Below are 20,967 nucleotides of genomic sequence, written 5' to 3'. Positions count from 1 at the left end.
GGCGAGCGGTCTGAGCCCGAGTCGGTCCAGGGCGAGTCGGTCCAGCGCGAGTCGGTCCGGGACGGCTCGGTCCAGGACGAGGCGGTTCGAGCTCAGCGCTGATCGATGATCTGCTGCCGCACCACGCGGCGCAGGACCTTGCCGATCTGGGACCGCGGAAGCTCCGTCAGGACGACCAGGTCGCGGGGGTGCGCGTAGCGAGCGAGCTTGTTCTCGCTCCAGGCCCGCACCGCGGCGAGCTCGACCCGGGTGGCGCCTTCGGCGAGGACGATCGCGGCCACGACGCGCTCACCGAGGTCCCCACCGGGGATGCCGACGACTGCGACGTCGGCGATGCCAGGCATGCCACGCAGGTGGTCCTCGACCTGCGACGGGTAGACGTTGAAGCCACCGGTGATGATGACCTCTTTGATCCGGTCGACCAGACGGACGAAGTTGTCCTCCTCGACCACGACGACGTCACCCGTCCGGAGCCAGGTCCGCCCGCCGTGCTCGATCAGTGCCTCCGCGGTCTCCTCGGGACGTTGCCAGTACCCGTCGAAGACCTGCGGACCGCTGACCAGCAGCTCGCCCTGCTCGCCGTGCGGGACGTCGCGGCTCGGGTCGTCGGGGTCGACGACCCGCATGTAGGTCGACGGGAACGGCAGCCCGAGCATGCCGGGACGCCGGGCCGGGGACATCGGGTTGCCGAGCGCGACGGGGGACGTCTCGGTCATCCCGTAGCCCTCGACGAGAATCCCGCCGGTGACCTCCTCCCACGCCGCGGCCGTCTCCGGCGAGAGTGCCATCGCACCGGAGATCGAGCCCTTGATCGACGTCAGGTCCGCGCCCGTGCTGCGCGCTGCGGCTGCGAGCCGCTCGAACATCGGCGGGACGCCCGGGATGAAGGTCGCGGGCCGCCGACGCTGGGCCGCAAGGACGGAGTCCACGTCGAACTTCGGGAAGATCACGACGGTCGCGGCGATCCGCACCGCATAGGTCAGGCAGAGGGTCAGGCCGAACGAGTGGAAGAACGGCAGAGCGGCGTAGACGGTCTCGGTCCCGGTCGTCGGCTGGGTCCAGGCCTGCCCCTGGGCGGCGTTGACGGCCACCTGTCGGTGACGCAGCACGGCGCCCTTCGGTGTGCCCGTCGTCCCGCCGGTGTACTGCAGCAGGGCCATGTCGTCCAGCGCCGGCTGCGGGTGGTCGGCCGGCAGCGGCGGGGCCGACCGGACCAGCTGGTCCCAGCGCAGCACTCCGGAGTCACGGCGGATCCGCGAGCGCAGGGCGGCACGGGACGCGCGGGCGGCCGGCACCGGCAGGTACAGCGCGGCGCGCTTGACCCCCGGCAGGTCGGCAGCGAGGTTGACAGTGATGACCGTGCGCAGCTCGGTCCGCTCGCGGACCTCGAGCACGGCCTTGGTCGCCTTCTCCCAGACGATCGCAACCACCGCACCGCTGTCGGCGATCTGGTGCTCCAGCTCGCTCGCCGAGTACGTCGGGTTGTGCTCGACGACGACGGCGCCGAGTCGCAGGATCGCGTAGAAGGCCACGACGTGGGTCGCGCAGTTCGGCAGGATCAGCGCCACCCGGTCGCCGCGGCGGACCCCCACCTCGCGCAGCGCCTCAGCGGCGCGGTCGACCCTGCGCGCGAGCGAGTCGTACGTCGTGACGGCGCCCATGAAGTCGGTCGCGATCCGGCTCGGGAACTCCTGCGCGATCCGCGCGAGGGTCGCGGTGACGGGCTCGGTGACCTCGTCGACGTCCGCCGGGACGCCGGTGGAGTACGAGCTCAGCCAGGGCCTGGGGAGGTCGGTCGTCATGGATCCAGCCTAACCCTACGGTTCCGTAGGTTACGACCCGGCCGGCCGCCTCGGGCGCTTCTCACCCGCTCATGTCCGGGCGTCGCCGGCCGGCGCTCGAGCGGGTCGGAATCCGGTGGCGCCGGCGAGCGCGTACCGTCAGGCTGGTATCCGACGACACGGGGCGAGCACGCCCGCAGCGACCAGTGCACGACGACCAGGAGGTACGGCGATGGCCGACGAGGACCACGACGCACCCGCGGCGTCCGACGACGCCAAGGCGCGATTCCGCGAGGCGCTCACGCGCAAGCAGGAGACCGCTCACAAGACCGCGGAGGGCCGCCAGAACACCGGTGTCGTCCACGGCGCCGAGGTCAAGAGCGGCAGCAAGCGGACGTTCCGGCGCAAGACCGGCTGACCGGTCGCACCGCACCACGACGACGCGCGGCCCGCCCCGATCGGGGCGGGCCGCGCGTCGTGGTGAGGTGCGGTCCAGCCCGTCAGGACAGCACGCGCAGGCGGACCGTCTGCGGCATGGTCTCGAGCGCGCGGTAGACCTCGGGACCGGGGTCTGCGCCGGCGTCGGTGACCACGTAGCCGATCTCACCCCGGGTGGCGAGCAGCTGACCCTCGATGTTCACGCCGTGCTCGGCCAGGGCGTGGTTGATGCCCGCCAGGACTCCGGGGGTGTTCTGGTGCAGGTGGGCGATCCGGTGCGAACCCGTCCCGGCGTCGAGCGCGAGGTTGGGCAGGTTCACGCTCAGGGTCGTCGAGCCGTTGGTCAGGTAGTCCCGCAGCTTGTTCGAGACGAACTGCCCGATCGCCTCCTGGGCCTCCTCGGTCGAGCCGCCGATGTGCGGCGTGAGGATCACGTTGGGCAGCCCACGCAGGTCGGACTCGAACGGGTCGCCGCGTCGCTTGGGCTCGACCGGGAACACGTCGACGGCCGCGCCGCCCACATGGCCGGACAGGACGTGCTCGCGCAGCGCCGCGTAGTCGACCACGAAACCGCGCGAGAGGTTCAGGAAGACGGCCCCCGGACGCATCCGGGCGAACTGGTCCGGGCCGAACAGGCCGGCGTTCCCACTGCGCCCGTCGACGTGCAACGTCACGACGTCGGAGAGCTCGAGCAGCTCGTCGAGGCTGTCCAGTCGGCGGGCGTTGCCCAGGGCGGGGCGCTCGGCCGAGTCGTAGAAGACGACCGACATGCCGAGCGCCTCGGCGAGCACCGACAGCTGGGTGCCGATGTTGCCGTAGCCGACGATCCCGAGAGTGCGGCCGCGCACCTCGTGCGAGCCCTCGGCCGACTTGTCCCAGGTCCCGGCGTGCAGCGCGCGGTCGCGCTCGGTCAGCCGGCGGGTCAGTGCGATGATCTCGGCGAGCGTGAGCTCGACCACCGACCGGGTGTTGGAGAACGGTGCGTTGAAGGCTGCGATGCCACGCGTCGCTGCGGAGCGCAGGTCGATCTGGTTGGTGCCGATGCAGTACGCGCCGATCGCGAGAAGGTCCGGGGCGTTGGCGAGGACCCGGTCGCTCACGTGGGTCTTGGACCTGATGCCGAGCAGGTGGACACCCTGCAGGGCATCGATCAGCTCGTCCTCGTCCAGCGCGCTCGCGCGGGCGGTGACGTCGATACCACCGCGGTCGAGGATCGTGGTCGCCAAGGGATGAAGGTTCTCCAGCAAGAGGGCTCGCAGCACGCGCCCATGGTGGCCCTCCGGTGCGCTGCAGCCAAAACGCGACCGACAGGCGGGACGATCCCCAGCACTGCCACACTGCAGGGGTGAGTCACCCACGGCGGGAGCACCGACGCAGCCGACGGCTGCTGCGGCAGATGGACCGCGCCGCCGCGCGGGCGACGGCGCCGGGTCGGCGCGAGGTGCCGCGGGCCGTCGTCGGGCTCGGGGTCGTCGTCGCGCTCGCGGTCGGCGGCGGTGCGGCTCTGCGCTCGACCGGCTGGGAGCTCGCCGACCTCGCGCATCCTCGCGCCTACGTCGAGGTGGACGGCCGTGCTGTCGCCGTGCCGCGCCCCGACGCGTCCGACGGTCGCCTGCTGCCCGTCGTCGAGGCCGCCACGACCGGTTCGTACGTCTTCCTGCACACGCTGGACGACGGGTCACCGGTGGGCTACGACCCGTGCCGGCCGGTCCGGTACGTCGTGCGTCCGGACGGGATGCCGAGCGTCGGCCAGGCGCTCGTCGACGATGCCGTCGCGATCGTGTCCGCTGCCAGCGGGATCATGATCGTCGCTGCCGGGACGACCGACGAGGCGCCTGCCATGGATCGCGCGATCATCCAGCCCGATCGGTACGGCGACGGCTGGGCGCCGGTCCTGATCGCCTGGTCGGACGAGGGTGAGCTGCCCGAGCTCGCCGGCGCGGTGGCCGGCGTGGGCGGTTCGGCGGCCGTACCAGGTGCCGATCGGACCGGGACCTGGCTCGCGGCCGGCCGGCTCGCGCTGGACACGGCCGACCTGAACGCGATGCTGGTGCGCGCCGACGGCTACCAGCAGGCGCGGGCCATCGTGGTGCACGAGCTCGCGCACGTGCTGGGCCTCGACCACGTCGCGGACCCGGACGAGCTCATGCACCCGATCACCTCGACCAGGACCGATCTGGGCCCGGGCGACCTCCAGGGGCTCGCGCTGCTCGGCCAGGTGGCCTGCGAGGAGTGAGGCCGGGCCGCGCCGCGGTCGGTCAGCTCCCGGTCAGGATCTCGAGAATCCCGGTCAGGCCTGCCCGGACCCGTCGTCGTCCCCGTCGTCCGGCTCGAAGCCGGCCGGCAGCGGGGCGCTGGTCACGACGCGCAGCGACTGGGTGGGTCGCGTCATGGCGACGTACAGGTCGCCCGCGGACACCAGCCCGATCTCGGCGGGCTCCACGAGCACGACGGCGTCGAACTCCAGTCCCTTGCTCTCCCGCGCCGTCATCACGGCGAGACGCGCGTCGAGGATCGACGAGCCGTGCGGGCGCAGGTGCTCGCCCAGACCGTGGGCGGTGAGGGCCGCGTGGAGCTCGACCACGCGGGACGCACCGGCGATCACCGCGAGCCGACCGGCCTCGGCGGGGGGTTCGGTCTCGGCCGGGTGCGTCACGTCGTCGACGTCGTACGTCGCGCTGGTGGCCGACGCCCCGTCCGCGGGGGCACCGGTCCTGCCGAGCCTGCGGAGCGCCTCGACGACCTCCTGGACGACCTGGTCCACCACGGCGTGGGGATCGACGGTCCGGACCTGCAGCGAGCCGTCGACCTCACGCGCCGAGGTCAGGTCGCTGACCGGCAGGCCGGCCGCGGACGCGACCCGTTGCGCCGTCCGGGCGACCTCGGCGGGCGTCCGGTAGTTGACGGTGAGCTCGGCGAGGCGCCACGAGCTGCGCAGCACCGGGTCCAGCATGGTGTCCCAGCGCCGCGCCCCGCCGGGTGCAGCTGTCTGCGCGACGTCACCGACGATCGTCATCGAGCGGGTCGGGCAGCGTCGCAGCAGCATGCGCCACGCCATCGGGGAGAGCTCCTGGGCCTCGTCGACGACGATGTGCGCGTACGTCCAGGCACGGTCGGCCGCAGCCCGCTCGGCGGTGGTCAGACGCGGCCCGGAGTGGGCGAACCGCTCGGCGAGGAGCTCGGCGCTGACCAGCCCACGGCCGGTTCCGGCCGAGCTCAGGACCTGGCGGGCGAAGTCGAGCTCGTCTGCGCGGTTCCGGGCGTTCTCAGCGGCCTGCGCGAGCTCGGCCTGGTCGTCCTCGCCGAGCAGCTCGGCGGCCTCGTCGAGCAGAGGTACGTCCGCCGGGGTCCACGCACTGCCGCGGGGGCGCAGCAGCGCGCCACGCTCCGCCGCGGTGAGATCGGTCGCGGCCGCTGCGAGGCGTTCGGGCTTGGTCAGCAGGTCCCCGATGAGTCGTTCAGGGGTCAGCGGCATCCACGCCAGGTTCAGGGCGATCTTCACCTCGCGCGTGGTTCGCAGCTCCTCGACGACGTCCGCCCGGTCCTCCGGGGGAACCGGGTAGCCGAGCTGGTTGACGTACTGCGCGGCGAGCCGTCCGAGCATCTCGCGGACGAAGGCCACCCGGGCGAGGTTGTGCGGGCGTCCGGTCCGGCGCGCGCGTGCGATGGCCTCCGCGACGTCGTCCGGCCGGACCGTGACCAGGTAGCCGTCCAGGCGGATGTCGACCGGGGCGCCCGGGACACGTTGCCGCTGGCGCACCGCGCGCGCCACGACCTGGGCCATCGCCGGTCGGCCCTTGATCTCGGCGACGTGGTCGGGCTCGATGCCCTCGGCCGTCAGGCCGGGCAGCAGGTCGGCGATCGTCGCTGTGACCACGCCGGTCTCGCCGAGCGACGGCAGCACCTGGTCGATGTAGCGCAGGAACGTGTGGCTCGGTCCGAGCAGCAGGACGCCGGACCGCTCGAGGAGTCGCCGGTGCGCGTACAGGAGGTAGGCCGCGCGGTGCAGGGCGACAGCCGTCTTGCCCGTCCCGGGGCCACCCTGCACGACCAGTGCGCCGGCAAGACCGTCGCGGATGATCGCGTCCTGCTCCGCCTGGATCGTCGCGACGATGTCGCCCATCCGCCCGGTCCGCCCGGCGGCGAGCGCTGCGAGCAGCGCACCCTCACCGGACAGGCCGGTCAGCACGGGCGCGGTGGCCTCGCCGTCCTTCGCGAGGGCCGCGAGATCCAGGACCTCGTCCTCGAGCCCGGTCACGGTGCGGCCGCGGGTCACCAGATGGCGACGTCGGACGACGCCGTCGGGCTGTGCTGCCGTCGCGCGGTAGAAGGCCTGCGCGGCCGGTGCGCGCCAGTCGGTCAGCAGCGAGGTGTGCTCGGCGTCGGTCAGGCCGATCCGCCCGATGTAGCGGGTCGCCCCGTCGTCCAGGTCGAGGCGTCCGAAGCACAGACGCTGCTCGACCGCGTCGAGCTGGGCGAGCCGGTCCTCGTACAGGGTCGCGAACGCGTCCCGCTCCGACCGGTTCTGCGGGGAACCCGACGGGCCGACCCTGCGAACCCGGGCGAGCCGGGCGGCGATCTGGGCGCGGAGCACGTCCAGGCGGTCGTACCGGATGTCGACCGCTGACTGCTCGACGCGTAGCTGGGCCCGTCTGCCTGCCACTTGTCCCCCTCGGTCGGACGTCGTGCGCGATCGACCGTCCATTATCCGCGTTCCTGACCGTCCTCGTGACCATGCGCGGGCGAGCCGTGGGCCCGCGCCCTACTATCGGACCCGGTGCAGCGAAAGGTGGCCAGTGCCCTATCACGAGATCAACCCGCGCACGATCAGCGTTCTGCTGGTCGAGGACGACGACGGTGACGCACTGCTGGTGTCCGAGCTGTTCGCCGACTCGGACACCCCGGTCGACCTGCGCAGGGCGCGGACCGTCGACGAGGCGGTCGGCATGCTCGACGTGGACTGCGTGCTGCTCGACCTCGGCCTGCCCGATGCGAGCGGCACCGCGGCGCTCGGCCGGATCCTGCGAGCCGCCCCGGGCCCCGCTGTCGTCGTGTTCACCGGCATGGCGGACACCGGGCAGGGGCTGCGGGCGGTCGCGGCCGGTGCGCAGGACTACCTGGTCAAGGGCGAGGTCGGCGCCGAGCTGCTGGTCCGGTCGGTGCAGTACGCGATCGAGCGTCGGCGGTCGGAGGCCCAGGACCGGGAGCTGTACCGGGCCCAGGTGCGGGACTACGAGACCACCCGGCTCGAGCGCGCTCTGCTGCCGACGCCCCTCGTCGGTGACGGGTCGCTCGAGGTCCTCGTCGGCTACCGTGCCGGACGCGACGGTCTGCTCGGTGGCGACTTCTACGACGTCGTCGAACGCGACGACGGCTCGGTCGCCGCGGTCGTCGGTGACGTCGCAGGTCACGGGCCCGACGAGGCGGCCCTGGGCGCGACGCTGCGCACGGCCTGGCGGACGTCGGTGCTCGCCGGTCTGCCGGCTGCCCGGATCCTGGACGTCGTCGAGCAGATCCTGACCGCCGAACGAGGCCGGCCCGAGATCTTCGCGACCCTCGTGATGGTCATCGTCGCGCCGGACCGCCGGTCGATGGACCTGTACCTGTGCGGCCACCCCGCCCCGTTCCTGCTCGGCCGGCCGACGGTCGTCCTGCCCACCGCGCGACGCGGCCGGGCTCTCGGTATCCCGGTGCTGGGCGGCTGGCAACCCGAACGCGTCGAGCTCGGCGACAGCTGGCGGGTGATCATGGTCACCGACGGGGTGCTCGAGACGACTGTCGACGACGGCAGCTCCCGGCTCGGCGAAGAGGGTCTGCAGCGCGTCATGGAGGATCAGCTCGAGCTCGACGGCGCGCCCGGCTCGCCGCGTGGCGACGGCGAGCCGAACCTCGTCGACCGGATCCTGGGCGCCGTGACCGCACGGCACGGCGGCAACCTCGTCGACGACACAGCCCTGGTGGTGCTCGGCTGGTCGGGGGACATGCAGTGAGCCCGACGGCCGCCGCCCGGGCCGCCCATTCTGCGCGCACGTCGCTGCGCCGTCGCCTGCGGGTCGGGCTGATCGCCGCGGGCATCGCCCTGACTGTCGTGCTCGGCGGGGCGCTCTGGTCGCTCGCGGTCGTCCGTGACCGGCAGGAGGTCGTGGTCGAGGTCTACTTCGAGGCCATCACGGAGTCGGACCGGGCGTCCGCGGCACTCGCCGACGCCGAGGCGGCCGTGCGCGGGTACGCCCTGACCGGTGACCCGGCGAGCCTCGAGGGCTTCGACGACCTGGTCGCCCAGGGCGAGGAGAGCGGGCAGAGCGGGCAGGGCGGGCAGAGCGATCCGCAGGCGGGGGTCGATGTCACAGCGCTGCTCGAGGAGCAGTTCGGCTCGTCCGACGGCGTCCTGACGGCGCGCGCGCGGGCGGCTGAGGCGGCCCGGCGCTGGTACTCGGAGTTCGCGCTGCCGGTGATCGACCTGGTCGAGGCCGAGGGAGCCGGCTCGGTGCCCCCGGAGACGATCGCGGCCGGTCAGTCGCTGTTCGACGAGCTGCAGGTCGTCCTCGCGCAGTACGGCGCGGGTCTCTCGGCCGGTCGTGACGCCGCCCTGGAGGACCTGCGGCGTTCGGTGACGGTGCTCACCTTCGCGCTCGGCATCCTCGCGGTCTCGGCCGTGGCGGCCGGGTCCGGTCTGTGGGTCTTCCTGCGTCGCTGGGTCACCGGCCCCTTGGCGGTGCTCGCCGCCGATGCCCGCACCGTCGCCGGTGGCGACCTGGCGCACCAGGTCGTCGACGCCGGTCCCGGCGAGGTCGGTGACGTCGCGCGCGACGTCGAGCAGATGCGCGAGCGCCTCGCCCGCCTGGTCGCCGACGCGACAGCGGCCCGCGCCGAGCTCGAGGTCGCCAACGCACTCCTGGAGGAGCAGACGGAGGACCTTCGGCGGTCCAACCGGGATCTCGAGCAGTTCGCGTACGTGGCCTCGCACGACCTGCAGGAGCCGCTGCGCAAGGTCGCCAGCTTCACGCAGCTGCTCGCCAAGCGCTACGAGGGCCAGCTCGACGAGCGGGCGGACCAGTACATCGGCTTCGCGGTCGACGGCGCCAAGCGCATGCAGCGTCTGATCAACGACCTGCTGGGCTTCTCACGGGTCGGGCGGGTCGGCGGCGAGCTGTCCGACGTCGACCTCGGCGCGGTCGCCGCCCGGGTGACCGACGACCTGCGCGAGGCGATCGACGCGACCGGAGCCGTCATCACGGCCGTCGACCTGCCGGACGTGCGGGGCGAGGAGCCGCTGCTCCACCAGCTGCTGACCAACCTGATCGCCAACGCCCTGAAGTTCCGCGACCCCGCCCGCCCGCCGCAGGTGCGCATCGATGCCCGGCCGGTGGGGCAGCAGTGGGAGATCGCCTGCCACGACAACGGCATCGGGATCGACCCGCAGTACGCCGAACGGGTGTTTGTCATCTTCCAGCGGCTGCACGCCAAGGACGTCTACGAGGGCACCGGCATCGGACTGGCGCTGTGCAAGAAGATCGTCGAGTACCACGGCGGCGACATCTGGATCGACGGCACCGCCGAGGTGGGTACGACGATCCGCTGGACCCTGCCCGCAGCGGTGCCCGGCACGGACGGCGATGAGGAACACCAGGACGGCGACGAGGATCACCAGGATGAGACGCCCGCCCAGCGCGGTCGTCAGGACGGAGCGAGATGACCATGACGCAGAAGGCGATCGATGTGCTGCTCGTCGAGGACGACCCGGGCGACGTCCTGATGACCCGCGAGGCGTTCGCGGAGAACAAGGTCGCCAACCGCCTCGCCGTCGTCAGCGACGGGGTCAAGGCCATGGCGTACCTGCGCAAGGAGGGTCCGTACGGCGACGTACCGACGCCCGACCTGGTCCTGCTCGACCTCAACCTGCCCAGGATGGACGGACGTGAGGTCCTGGCGGCGATGAAGTCCGACCAGGAGCTCCGCCGGATCCCGGTCGTCGTGCTGACGACGTCGGAGGCCGAGGAGGACGTGCTGCGCAGCTACTCGCTGCACGCGAACGCGTATGTGACCAAGCCGGTCGACTTCCAGCGCTTCATCGACGTGGTGCGACAGATCGACGACTTCTTCGTCTCCGTGGTGCGCCTGCCCGCACACTGAGCCCGGCGCGGAATGCCGGGCCGACGACGGATGTTGTGGCGGACTGAGGACCGGGCACGGTGAGCGGGGAAGAGGCGGAGGCGTCATGCGGGACCCGAGCGAGATCTACACGGTCGACGAGGACGTCGCACGGGAGCTGTCCGAGCGCACGGCTGCCGGCGGCGGCCCGATGCTGCTGCACATGGTCCGGGGATTCGTCGACGCCGGCGCTGCCGGCCAGGTCGCTGCCGACCACCTCACCGAGCACTTCGACGCGACCCGGCTCGCCACGTTCGACGTCGACCAGCTGCTCGACTACCGCTCCCGTCGCCCGACGATGACGTTCGACGCCGCGACGTGGAGCGACTACGACGAGCCGAGCCTGGCCGTCGACGTCCTGCGCGACGGGGAGGGCGTGCCGTTCCTGCTGCTGCACGGGCTCGAGCCGGACGTCCAGTGGGAGCTCTACGTCGCGGCCGTCCGGCAGATCGTCGAGCGCTTCGACGTCCCGCTGACGGTCGGCGTGCACGGCATCCCGATGGGCGCACCGCACACCCGGCCGCTCGGTGTGACGGCGCACGGCACCCGACCCGACCTGATCGCCGACCACGTCTCGTGGTTCGGCACCGTTCAGGTCCCGGCCAGTGCGAGCGCCGTGCTCGAGTACCGGCTCGGTCACTGGGGACACGACGCGATGGGCTTCGCGGTGCACGTGCCGCACTACCTGGCGCAGACGAGCTACCCGCAGGCATCCCTGGTCGCGCTCGAGAACGTCCAGCGTGCGACAGGTCTCGACCTGGACCCGGCCGCGCTCGAGCCGGCCGCCGCGCAGGCCACTGCGGAGATCGAGCGGCAGGTCGAGGGCTCGGCCGAGATCGGTGCTGTCGTCGCGGCCCTCGAGGAGCAGTACGACACGTTCTCGCGGTCGATCGGCCGCACGAACCTGCTGGCCGACACCAGGAACCTGCCGACCGCCGACGAGCTCGGTGCCGAGTTCGAGCGGTTCCTCGCCCAGCAGCAGGGTGGCGACGGTCCCGGATGACCGCACCTCCGGCCGGCTGGTGAGTCGGGCGCCGCTCGTCGGCGCAGCGGCGAGCCGACGCGCGTACCTCGTCTGGGCGGCGGCTCTCGCGGCCTACGCAGTGGCTGTGCTGCACCGCAGCTCCTTCGGTGTCGTGGGCGTCGAGGCCGTCAGCCGTTTCGACGTCGGTGCCACCGCGCTCTCCGCCTTCGTCGTGGTCCAGGTCGCCGTGTACGCGGCGCTCCAGGTGCCGATGGGTGTGCTGCTCGACCGGTTCGGCTCCCGTGTGCTCATCACGACCGGGGCGCTGCTCATGGCGACCGGTCAGCTGCTGCTCGGCGTCGTCGACGACATCCCGCTGGCCTTCGTCGCGCGTGTCCTGATCGGTGCAGGGGACGCGGCCACCTTCATCTCGGTGATCCGGCTGGTCGTCGAGTGGTTCCCCCTGCGCCGGATCCCGCTCTACACCCAGGTGACCGGCCTGCTGGGTCAGATCGGCCAGCTCGCCGCGGCAGTGCCGCTCGTGCTGGTGCTGCACGAGGCCGGGTGGACGTCCGCGTTCGTCGGGCTGGCCGCGGTCGGGGTGCTGGCCGCCCTGCTCGCCTGGACGGGTGTGCGCGACCAGCCGCCCGGGCGTGAGCGCGCCGGCGTCTCGGCCGGCCTGGTCGCGCCGTTGCGTGCCGCCGTGCGCACCCCTGGCTCGTGGCTGGGCTTCTGGAGCCACAGCGTGAGCCAGTTCTCGGCCTCGGTCTTCGCCCTGCTCTGGGGCTTCCCGTTCCTGACTGTCGCGCAGGGGCTCACTCCCGCCCAGGCCGGCGGGCTGCTGTCGGTCAGCGTCCTGGCGTCCATGGTCAGCGGTCCGGTGATCGGGATCCTCACGGCGCGGCATCCGTTGCGCCGGTCCTGGATCGTGCTGGGCACGGCGATCGCGACCGCCGGTGCCTGGGCCGCCGTGCTGGTGCCCACCGGGCGCAGCCCGCTGTGGCTCCTGGCGGTGCTCGTCGTCGTGCTCGGCGTGGGCGGGAGCGTCGGGCTCGTCGGCATGGACTTCGCCCGGACCTTCAACCCGTCGGAGCGACTCGGTACCGCGACCGGACTGGTCAACGTCGGCGGGTTCAGTGCCGCGGTGCTCTCGATCCTGGCCGTGGGCGTCGTGCTGGACCTCGCCGTCGACGGCGGCGCTGCACCGCTCTCGCTGGCGGCCTTCCGGCCCGCGTTCGCCGTCCTGGCGGTGCCCTGGCTCGTGGGCGTAGTCGGCATCCTGGTCAGCCGGCGGAGCACCCGCCGCGCGATGCGCGCCGACGGCGTCGTGGTGCCACCGCTGCGGGACGCCCTGGCTCGCCGCCGCAACGGCCGGGCGTCGGACGGCTGACCGCCGACGCGTGCCGTCCTGCGGCGTCGCCACATCGGGCCGACGTGCAGGTCAGGGCCCTGCAGACGGCCTGCGGACCGAGTTGTTGACTATGGCGCGACGCGTCGTCCCCGTGCCAGACTCGGGCCCTGTTGCAGTGAAGGCTTGCGAGTGGCTGCGGGGCAGGTGGTGACACCGCCCCCGCCATGACCTGTTCGCCGGGTTCCGCCCTGGGCAGGCGTGGGTGACCCATTGCGGCACGGGGACCGGGCGCAGGGCCCGGTCTGCAACGTCCCCCCGGGTGGACAGAAGGACAGGAACAGCATGGCGCAGGGATCAGTGAAGTGGTTCAACGCCGAGAAGGGCTTCGGCTTCATCGCCCAGGACGACGGCGGCGCCGACGTCTTCGTGCACTACTCGGCCATCGAGACCCAGGGCTACCGCTCGCTCGACGAGGCCCAGCGGGTCGAGTTCGAGATCACCCAGGGCCCCAAGGGTCCGCAGGCCGAGAACGTGCGCCCGCTCTGAGCGGTTCACCGACCTCGGTACGAGGCCGCGTCCCCGGTCGGGGGCGCGGCCTCGTCGTCGGAGTCCTCCGGGGTCGCGCTGGGGTCGTGCAGCGGGCGCGCGCGACCGGCGAACTCGTCGAGCTCGGCGCCGTGCAGCAGCCGCACCGGGACGGGGAGCGAGCGCAGCATCCTGGCGAGGTTCGCGCCGTCCAGGTCGACCCCGGCCGCAGCGCCGGGTGTGCCGGCCAGGACCAGGTTCCCGTAGCGGCGCCCCTTGAGCTGGCCGGGCTCGGCCGACAGCGCGACGTCGCCGAGCACCGACCGTGCGGTGGCGACCTCCGCGCGAGCGCGGCTCAGCGGCGGGCGGTCGGCGCAGTTGGCCAGGTAGAGCCCACCGGGCCGGAGCACCCGCGCGACCTGGCTGACGAACTCCACGGTGCACAGGTGGCGGGGTGTCGAGTCCGCAGCGAAGACATCCCGGACGATGACGTCGGCGCTCGCGTCGGGCAGGGCAGTGAGCACCTCGCGGGCCTCGCCCGCGCGCAGTCGAAGACGCGGTGAACGCGGCAGGTCGAACCAGGTGCGCACGAGGGTGAGGAGCTCGCCGTCGAGGTCGACCGCGAGCTGGCGGGAGCCGGGCCGCTCGGCCTCGAGCCACCGCGGGAACGCGCAGGCGGCCGCGCCGAGGTGGACGGCGTCGAGCGGGCCGGGCGGCAGGTGCCGGATCATCACCGCCATCTGCTGCATGTACTCGAACTCGAGCCAGGTCGGGTCGTCGAGGTCGAGGTGCGAGCTCGGCACCCCGTTGACCAGCACGGTGACCGACTGGGGCTCGTGCCGGTCGCGGAGGATCTCGACCGTCCCGGTGGCGATCCGGACGGGGCCCTGCGGCAGCGGCAGACGAGCGGCGTTCCGGGTGCCTCGGACCCCGCCGGGCACGGCGGGGTGGCCTCGGCGTCCGGTCATGGGGGACAGGCTACGACGCCGGACGGCAGGTCGGCCTTGACGACAGTCGAACAGGTGTTCGATACTGGTCCCGGAGGTGGCCCATGACCAGGACGACAGCACTCCGACCGGCCCACGAGATCGCGGCGCCCGTTCCGGCGTCGGCGCTCGAGCTCCTCGCGCGCAGTGATGCCGAGCTCGTCGCGGCCCAGCTCGCGTCCTCGCCGGGGGAGCGGTTCGTGCACGCCCACCTGGCGGCGCTCCGCGCGGGGGCTGCCCTGCTGCAGGTGACCGGCCGGCCGACCCGTCGCCCTGCTCCGCGTACCGTCTGGGAGATGGTCTCCCTCGTCGCGCCCGAGCTGGCCGCGTGGACCGCCTACTTCGCCGACGGCGCCTCGGTGCGATCAGCGGTCGAGGCAGGTCGGCAGGACGTCGGCCCCGAGCGGGCCGACCGCACGGCGAGCGCAGCCGAGGACTTCCAGGACGCGATCCGGGCGAGGCTCGGCGAGGCCGGGCACCCGGGCCGGCGCGTCCTGGCGCTGCGCGCCTCATGAGCCGGCTCCGGTGAGCCGGAACATCACCCCGACCGGGCTGCGGCGGGACTGGGGCACCGACGAGGACGGGTGCTCCATCCTGCACGTCGACATGGATGCCTTCTTCGCCTCGGTCGAGCTGGCCCGACGGCCGCACCTGCAGGGCCGGCCGGTGATCGTCGGCGGTCAGGCGCGCTCGGTCGTGCTCGCCGCGACCTACGAGGCGCGTGCCTTCGGGGTGCACTCCGCGATGCCGATGGCCCGGGCCCAGCGGATGTGCCCGCACGCGATCGTGATCCCGCCGGACCACGGCGCCTACCGGGCGGCGTCGCAGGCCGTCATGGCTCTCCTGGGTGAGGTCACGGCCCTGATCGAGCCGGTCAGCATCGACGAGGCGTTCCTTGACGTCTCGGGCGCGCGACGGCGGCTCGGCCCGCCGTCCGTCATCGCGGCACTGATCCGGGAGCGTGTCCGTCGGGAGATCGGTCTGCCCTGCTCGGTCGGCATCGCCGGCTCGAAGTTCGTCGCCAAGCTCGCCTCGGGGTTCGCCAAGCCCGACGGTGTGTTGCTGATCCCGCGCGTCGCGACCGTCGAGTTCCTGCACGCGTTGCCGGTCGGCTCGTTGTGGGGAGTCGGTGAGCGGACCCGGGAGGCGCTGGCGCGCTGGGGGATGACGACCGTGGCGCAGCTCGCGGAGGCGGACGTGGCAGTGGTCCAGCGGGCGGTCGGCCGGGTGGCCGGCGCGCACCTGCACGACCTCGCGTGGGGTCGTGATCCCCGCCCGGTCACCCCGGAGCGGCAGGAGAAGAGCATCGGAGCCGAGACCACCTTCGACGTCGACACGGCCGATCTCACCGAGGTCGGCAGGCAGCTGCTCGCCCTCGCTGACCGCTGTGGAGGCCAGCTTCGGGGCAAGGGTCTCGTGGCGCGCACGGTGAGCGTCAAGATCCGGACAGCCGACTTCCAGACGCTGACCCGCTCGCGCACGCTCGGTGTGCCGACGGACACTGCCCGGGAGATCTACCTGGCTGCGCGTGAGCTGCTCGGCGCGACGGACCTCGGCGGTCGGGCGGTGCGTCTGATCGGCGTGCGCGCAGAAGGGCTGAGCGAGGCGGCGTCGCGCCAGCTCACCCTCGAGGAGGCCGTCGACGACGGTGCGGGGGCCAGACGTCGCGTCGAGCAGGCCATGGACGAGGTTCGGCACCGCTTCGGAGCATCGGCGGTGCGTCCCGGTACACCGATCGGACCAGCAGTCCAGACCTCAACTACCATGGACGCCAGCAGGGAACTATCCTGATCGTGTCCGGTCCCTTTGGCAGCGCGGAGGTAGTGATGCCTCTGTCCGAGTACGAGCAACGCGTACTGGAGCAGATGGAGCAGCAGCTCACGTCTGACGACCCCAAGCTGGTGAACACGTTCCAGGGTCGGGGCGACCGGACCGTGCGGCGGTGGCTGCTCACCGGGGCCGGCGCGCTCGCTGGACTGACCGTGCTCGTCATCGGCGCTGCGACGAGCCAGCCGGTCGTCGGCGTGCTCGGATTCGTCGCGATGTTCGTCTCCGTCGTGCTCGCCTTCTCCCCGCCGCGTCGTCGTGGACCGTCCGGTGCGGTCGGCCAGGACGGTGCAGTCCATCCCCGCTCCGGCAAGCGCCGCACGGCGGCGCCCTCTGAGGGCTTCATCGCGCGCTTCGAGAAGCGCTGGGACCGTCGTCGGGACGACCAGGGTCGCTGACCCTCAGGGCAGTGGGCTCACCGCGGGACCGGGTTCACTGCGCGACCAGTTCGCCGCGCGACGGGTTCACCGCTCGCCCGAGGTGACAGCCGCGTCGGCCTCCGCAGCGTCGCGCAACGGCCGTTCGACGGCGTCGACCCAGGCCTCGAGCTCGTCACCGGACCATGTCCCGCGCCGCGGCTCGTACCGCTCGTTCTCGACCGCAGCCATGAGGTGGTCGAGGGCATCGAGCGCCGCCGTCGCATCCGGTCCGATCCGCTCCCGGACGATCAGGACTGCCTGTCGCGGCGTGGTCGCGTCGCTCCAGGTCAGGCCGTGGACGGCGAGCCGGGTCCGCAGCTCTGCCCACCAGGCATCGGGTCGGCTCTCGATGGCGAGCGGGTGCTCGCGCCGTCGGGTCAGGGCCAGCCCCAGGCCCAGGAGCGCGACGAGGAGCACACCCGCGGTGATCAGGACCGGGAGGCTGAACCGGCCCCAGAGGGACTGGTCGGCCGCGCCGCCGCCGGCGCCGGCGTTCCCGGTCACCCCGGGGCTGCTGGACTGCTGAGCGTTCCCGGTGGGGATGTCGTCCTGGTTCACCGGGAGCCCGCCGAACGGGTCGGCGTACAGCGGGGGTGAGCCGGTCTGGACCGCGGGGGTCGGTTCGAACCTGACCCATCCGGCGTCGGCGAAGTACAGCTCGGGCCAGGCGTGCGCCTGGCGTCCCGAGACCACGTACTCCCCGCGGACCTGTGTGTTCAGCCGCCCGGGCAGGAAGCCGATCGCCAGCCGGGCCGGGATGCCGAGGGTCCGGGCCATCACGGTCATCGCGGTCGCGTACTGGACGCAGTAGCCGGTGCGCTGCGTCAGGAAGTCCCAGACCGCGTCGTCGGACTGGGCCGGCGGGACGTCGGTGTCGTACCGGAAGAGCTGCGCGTCGCGCAGGTACATCTGCAGGGCGAGCGCCTGGTCGTAGGTCGTCCCGGCATCGGCCGTGATCTGCTCGGCGAGCGCCCGGATGTCGGCCATGTGCTCGGTCTGGGGCACTGTCAGCTGCGCTGCGGTGTCGGTGAACCGGTCCCCGGGCCCGTCCTCGCGCAGGGTCTCGGCGGTGAGGTCCCTCGGGGCGATGGTCAGCAGGTAGGTCCGGTCCCGTGTCGTGGTGCTCGGCGCGACGACCTCGTCGCGCTCCGCGTCGTAGAGCCACGTGCCGTCGATCTCGATCAGCCGTGGTTCGAGCGGGATCGGCAGGTGGTCCTGGTCGAGGGCGCCGACCCGCACGCTGATCACGTCCGCGTCGGCCGGGACGACCCGGCCCTCGTCCGGCCACAGCACCCCGATGTTCTGCGCGAGATCCCTGCTCGGCTCGGACGGCAGCCAGCTCGTGCCGTCGAAGTCGACGAGCGTGTACATCCGCAGCGGACCGACGTTCTCCGCGCTCGTGTTGTACGTCAGCACGGGCCGGTCCGACCGTGGTTCGAGGCTCGACCGCATGTCGAGGTCGGTGGACAGCCGCAGCGGACCGTCGAGCGGACCGGGTCCCCAGGTCGCAGGCAGGCGCACGGCGCCGTAGAACGGCATCGCTGCGGCGACCGGTCCGACGAGCACGGCCAGCACGGTGACCGCGACGGCAACCGTGAGGACCGGTCGGGCATCACGGCGGAGGTCCCGGGCGCCGTGGCCGGTCTGCTGGCGGGTCACGGTGAGCAGCAGGAGGTAGCTGATGCCGCCGAGCAGCAGCACACCGAGGATCGGTCGGCGCTCGAAGACGGCAGCCGGCACCCAGAGCCCTGCCAGCGCGACGCCGCTCAGGCCCCCTCGGCCGAGGCCGAGCGCGACCAGGTCCGCGACGAGGAACACCGCCATCGTCCCGGCGACCACCAGGAGCTCGACACCCCGCGTCGGCTCGACGAGGATCCGTCCCTCGGCGATCGCCTCGACACCGCTGCGGGCCAGTCGCACGAGTCGGTCGAACGTCTCGGGGGTCGGCAGCGGGATCGACGGCGTCGTGCCGCGGCCGCCGTAGACCGAGGCGATGGTCACGACGGCGGCGACAAGACCCCACGCCGTCGGCATCGTCGCCGACCGGCTGTACCAGCGCAGCGTCGCTGTGACACCGGCGAGCAGGAGGACCACCAGCCCCGCGATCCACACCCATGGCCCCGGCGCGACGAGCTGCTTGATCGTCCACATGCCGGTGATGGTCGCGAGGGCGACGAGGCCCGCACCGGCCCAGACGGCGTCCCCGGTGACCGGGTGGCGTCCGCTCATCGCCGGACCCCGACCAGGTCTGCGGAGTCCAGCAGGCGTGCCCAGCACACCGCGATGTCCTCACCGGGGCGGACCGCGCAGACCGTCCAGCCGGCACGTCGCAGCGACTCGAGGGTGCGCGTCTCGTCCTGGTTCGGCGGATCGCCGACGCCGGCGTGGCCGGTGCGCACCATGGCCCATGCGCTGCTCCCGTCGCCCACCCGGGCCAGGGCGGTCAGGAGGTCGGGCTCGAGGTCGCCGACGACGGCGAACAGCAGCTCGGTCCCGCCGGCCTGGGCGCTGAGGGTGTCGATCGCGGCGAGCAGCCACGCCTCGCGCGTCACGAGGTTGGGCGGCAGGCTGAAGTCGACCGCATGGTCGAGCAGCGCGTCGACGGCCCTGCCGTCGGTGTCGGGTCGGTGGTGGTCGGTGCTCGCGTTGAGCACGTCGCCGCCGAGCATCCGGACGTGGTGGCCCGAGGCGACGAGCGCCAGCGCGATGGATGCCGCCAGCGAGATCGACCACTCCGCACTCACGTCGTCGCCGGGGATGTCGAGCAGCACGCTCGAGGGCCGGCGACCGGCACGTTCGTCCTGCCGCACCATGAGCTCGCCGCGGCGTGCGCTGCTGCGCCAGTGGACCCGGCGCAGGTCGTCGCCCGAGCGGTAGTCGCGCAGCGAGGAGTCGTCCGCGGCCGGCGTGCGGGCACCGATCGCGGCGCGGTCGACGTCCGTCGAGGATGCCCGGTTCGACATGCTCAGGACCGTCACGGCCGGGCGGACGGCGATCAGCATCGAGCCGCCGAGCGGACCGCGCCACTGGACCAGGCCGAACAGGTCGCGACGCTGCACCTCGAGCGGGCCGATCGGCCATCGGCCGCGTCGCTCGGGCGAGATGGTGTACCTCAGCGTGAGCCGGTCTGCCGATCGCTGCACCCGCGCGCGCAGCGTGCTCGGACCCGAGAGCTCGTGCGCGGCCCGCTCGGCGATCTGCAGGCGGTCGAGCCGCTGGGCGGCGCCGGTGGCCGAGAGATCGACCTGGACGACCGCCTGGCTGCCCACAGCGACCGGGTGCGGGTTGACCGAGCGGATCAGCCGGAGCGCGCCGCGCTCCTGCGCCTGCGCCTCCTGCAGCAGCCAGGCACCCCCGACGAGCAGCGCGAGCAGCAGGAGGCCACCGAGCTGCACGACCACGCGGACGCCGAGCAACGTGCCGGACAGCAGGCACGCGGCTCCGACCAGGCCGAGCGCCGTGCCGCGCTGGGTCGTCCGGACGTGTCGGGCTGGGCTCATCAGCCGATGGCGCGCCGGTCCGGTGCCGCGGCGCGGCCGGAGACCGGGAGGCGGGTGCGCGCGACCAGGGCGGCCAGGGTCTCGTCGACAGTGCGGCCGGAGAGCCGTGCGTCGGTGCTCGCCAGCAGGCGGTGCGTCAGGACAGGTGCGGCGAGCTCCTGGATGTCGTCCGGCAGGACGTGGTCACGGCCGGCCATCGCGGCGAGGGCCTTGGCCGCTCGGAGCAGCTGGATGCCGGCCCGGGGTGACGCGCCGAGCCGGAGCATCGGGTCGTTGCGCGTGGCGTCGGCGAGGTCCACGACGTACTGCTTGATGCCGGGAGCTGCGTAGAGGCGCCGTGCGACGTCGATCATCTGGGCGACCCGTGCGACAGTCGCCACCGGGGTCAGGTGGCCGAGGGGGTCGGAGACCTCCTGCCGCTCGAGCATCTCGACCTCGGCGCTCCGTGAGGGGTAGCCGACGCTGAGTCGCGCCATGAACCGGTCGCGCTGCGCCTCGGGGAGGGCGTAGGTGCCTTCCATCTCGATCGGGTTCTGGGTCGCCACGACGAGGAACGGTCTCGGCAGCTGATACGTGCTGCCGTCGATCGTCGCCTGCGCCTCCTGCATGCACTCGAGCAGCGCCGACTGGGTCTTCGGCGAGGCCCGGTTGATCTCGTCGCCGATCACGATGTTGGCGAAGACGGGTCCGGGCCGGAACTCGAACTCGTGCTGCTCCTGCCGGTAGATCGTCACGCCGGTCAGGTCGCTCGGCAGCAGGTCAGGGGTGAACTGGATCCGCCGGACGCTGCAGTCGATCGACCGCGCCAACGCCTTCGCGAGGGTCGTCTTGCCGACCCCGGGGACGTCCTCGAGCAGGAGGTGCCCCTCGGCGAGCAGCACGGCGACAGTCAGTCGCACCAGATCCGGTCGGCCCGAGATCACTGTCTCCATCGCTGCCCGGATGCGGGCGGCGGTCTCGGCGAGCTCGTCGAGCTCCGCGACCGCAGGTAGTGCGTGAACCATGTCGACCCCTTCGTCGGACTC

The 20,967-nt window shown here is 72.7% G+C and carries 18 protein-coding genes; 11 read left to right on the top strand and 7 right to left on the bottom strand.

The features are described 5' to 3' along the window. Positions 1–92: 92 nt before the first annotated feature. Positions 93–1,802 carry an AMP-binding protein gene (locus K415_RS0119665; RefSeq protein WP_024288736.1) on the bottom strand — a complete coding sequence of 570 codons (1,710 nt, stop codon included), beginning with the start codon at positions 1,800–1,802 and terminating at the stop codon, positions 93–95. 211 nt (positions 1,803–2,013) lie between these two features. Here K415_RS0119665 and K415_RS0119660 point away from each other — a divergent pair, with 211 nt between their 5' ends. After that, the gene (locus K415_RS0119660; RefSeq protein WP_024288735.1) at positions 2,014–2,199 is read left to right on the top strand and encodes a DUF5302 domain-containing protein; all 186 of its coding nucleotides are present in this window, start codon (positions 2,014–2,016) and stop codon (positions 2,197–2,199) included. Between the two features lie 82 nt (positions 2,200–2,281). On the opposite strand, the gene serA is transcribed toward K415_RS0119660, so the two are convergent. After that, positions 2,282–3,481, bottom strand: coding sequence for a phosphoglycerate dehydrogenase (gene serA / locus K415_RS0119655; protein ID WP_024288734.1), 1,200 nt, complete (start codon positions 3,479–3,481; stop codon positions 2,282–2,284). A gap of 83 nt (positions 3,482–3,564) precedes the next feature. On the opposite strand from serA, the gene K415_RS0119650 reads away from it, so the two are divergent. Beyond that, positions 3,565–4,455: a matrixin family metalloprotease gene (locus tag K415_RS0119650; RefSeq protein ID WP_155859535.1), complete on the top strand. Its 891-nt coding sequence runs from the start codon at positions 3,565–3,567 to the stop codon at positions 4,453–4,455. Between the two features lie 54 nt (positions 4,456–4,509). On the opposite strand, the gene K415_RS0119645 is transcribed toward K415_RS0119650, so the two are convergent. Further along, positions 4,510–6,882 (bottom strand): AAA family ATPase, encoded by a 2,373-nt coding sequence (locus K415_RS0119645; protein WP_024288732.1) that lies wholly within the window; start codon positions 6,880–6,882, stop codon positions 4,510–4,512. Between the two features lie 133 nt (positions 6,883–7,015). On the opposite strand from K415_RS0119645, the gene K415_RS0119640 reads away from it, so the two are divergent. The 6 genes from K415_RS0119640 to K415_RS0119615 all read left to right on the top strand — a co-directional run bounded on the left by K415_RS0119640 (position 7,016) and on the right by K415_RS0119615 (position 13,231). Next, complete coding sequence (locus tag K415_RS0119640) at positions 7,016–8,209, top strand: PP2C family protein-serine/threonine phosphatase (protein ID WP_024288731.1); 1,194 nt, start codon at positions 7,016–7,018, stop codon at positions 8,207–8,209. After that, a complete protein-coding gene (locus K415_RS0119635) occupies positions 8,206–9,915 on the top strand; it encodes a HAMP domain-containing histidine kinase (RefSeq protein WP_024288730.1) in 1,710 nt (569 codons plus the stop codon). Before K415_RS0119640 ends, K415_RS0119635 begins: the two co-directional genes overlap by 4 nt. Further along, positions 9,912–10,352: a response regulator gene (locus K415_RS0119630; RefSeq protein ID WP_024288729.1), complete on the top strand. Its 441-nt coding sequence runs from the start codon at positions 9,912–9,914 to the stop codon at positions 10,350–10,352. Before K415_RS0119635 ends, K415_RS0119630 begins: the two co-directional genes overlap by 4 nt. Before the next feature lie 85 nt (positions 10,353–10,437). Continuing rightward, positions 10,438–11,373: a proteasome assembly chaperone family protein gene (locus K415_RS0119625; protein WP_024288728.1), complete on the top strand. Its 936-nt coding sequence runs from the start codon at positions 10,438–10,440 to the stop codon at positions 11,371–11,373. Between the two features lie 19 nt (positions 11,374–11,392). Continuing rightward, entirely contained in the window at positions 11,393–12,724 is a 1,332-nt protein-coding gene (locus K415_RS0119620) for a nitrate/nitrite transporter (protein WP_029664205.1), read from the top strand. Positions 12,725–13,027: 303 nt separating this feature from the next. Continuing rightward, the gene (locus K415_RS0119615) at positions 13,028–13,231 is read left to right on the top strand and encodes a cold-shock protein (protein ID WP_024288726.1); all 204 of its coding nucleotides are present in this window, start codon (positions 13,028–13,030) and stop codon (positions 13,229–13,231) included. A gap of 5 nt (positions 13,232–13,236) precedes the next feature. On the opposite strand, the gene K415_RS0119610 is transcribed toward K415_RS0119615, so the two are convergent. Next, a complete protein-coding gene (locus K415_RS0119610; protein WP_197024762.1) occupies positions 13,237–14,178 on the bottom strand; it encodes a spermidine synthase in 942 nt (313 codons plus the stop codon). An 83-nt stretch (positions 14,179–14,261) separates the two neighbouring features. Between K415_RS0119610 and K415_RS0119600 the strand changes: the two genes are divergently transcribed. Genes K415_RS0119600 through K415_RS0119590 form a run of 3 tightly spaced genes read left to right on the top strand, consistent with a single transcriptional unit; the run spans position 14,262 to position 16,421 of the window. Further along, positions 14,262–14,711 (top strand): SAV_6107 family HEPN domain-containing protein, encoded by a 450-nt coding sequence (locus K415_RS0119600; RefSeq protein ID WP_024288724.1) that lies wholly within the window; start codon positions 14,262–14,264, stop codon positions 14,709–14,711. A gap of 10 nt (positions 14,712–14,721) precedes the next feature. Then, positions 14,722–15,987 (top strand): DNA polymerase IV, encoded by a 1,266-nt coding sequence (dinB, locus tag K415_RS0119595; RefSeq protein WP_024288723.1) that lies wholly within the window; start codon positions 14,722–14,724, stop codon positions 15,985–15,987. Positions 15,988–16,022: 35 nt separating this feature from the next. After that, a complete protein-coding gene (locus tag K415_RS0119590) occupies positions 16,023–16,421 on the top strand; it encodes a DUF3040 domain-containing protein (protein ID WP_024288722.1) in 399 nt (132 codons plus the stop codon). 66 nt (positions 16,422–16,487) lie between these two features. Here K415_RS0119590 and K415_RS0119585 read toward each other — a convergent pair whose 3' ends face one another. Genes K415_RS0119585 through K415_RS0119575 form a run of 3 tightly spaced genes read right to left on the bottom strand, consistent with a single transcriptional unit; the run spans position 16,488 to position 20,946 of the window. Then, entirely contained in the window at positions 16,488–18,671 is a 2,184-nt protein-coding gene (locus tag K415_RS0119585) for a DUF3488 and transglutaminase-like domain-containing protein (RefSeq protein WP_024288721.1), read from the bottom strand. After that, a complete protein-coding gene (locus K415_RS22245; RefSeq protein ID WP_024288720.1) occupies positions 18,668–19,942 on the bottom strand; it encodes a DUF58 domain-containing protein in 1,275 nt (424 codons plus the stop codon). The genes K415_RS0119585 and K415_RS22245 overlap by 4 nt, the downstream gene beginning before the upstream one ends. After that, a complete protein-coding gene (locus K415_RS0119575; protein ID WP_024288719.1) occupies positions 19,942–20,946 on the bottom strand; it encodes a MoxR family ATPase in 1,005 nt (334 codons plus the stop codon). The genes K415_RS22245 and K415_RS0119575 overlap by 1 nt, the downstream gene beginning before the upstream one ends. Positions 20,947–20,967 lie beyond the last annotated feature (21 nt).

The sequence above is a fragment of the Cellulomonas sp. KRMCY2 genome (genome assembly GCF_000526515.1).
Classification (GTDB): domain Bacteria; phylum Actinomycetota; class Actinomycetes; order Actinomycetales; family Cellulomonadaceae; genus Actinotalea.
Note: the sequence above shows the minus strand (reverse complement) of the source record. Positions and strands in the feature narration are given on the sequence as shown.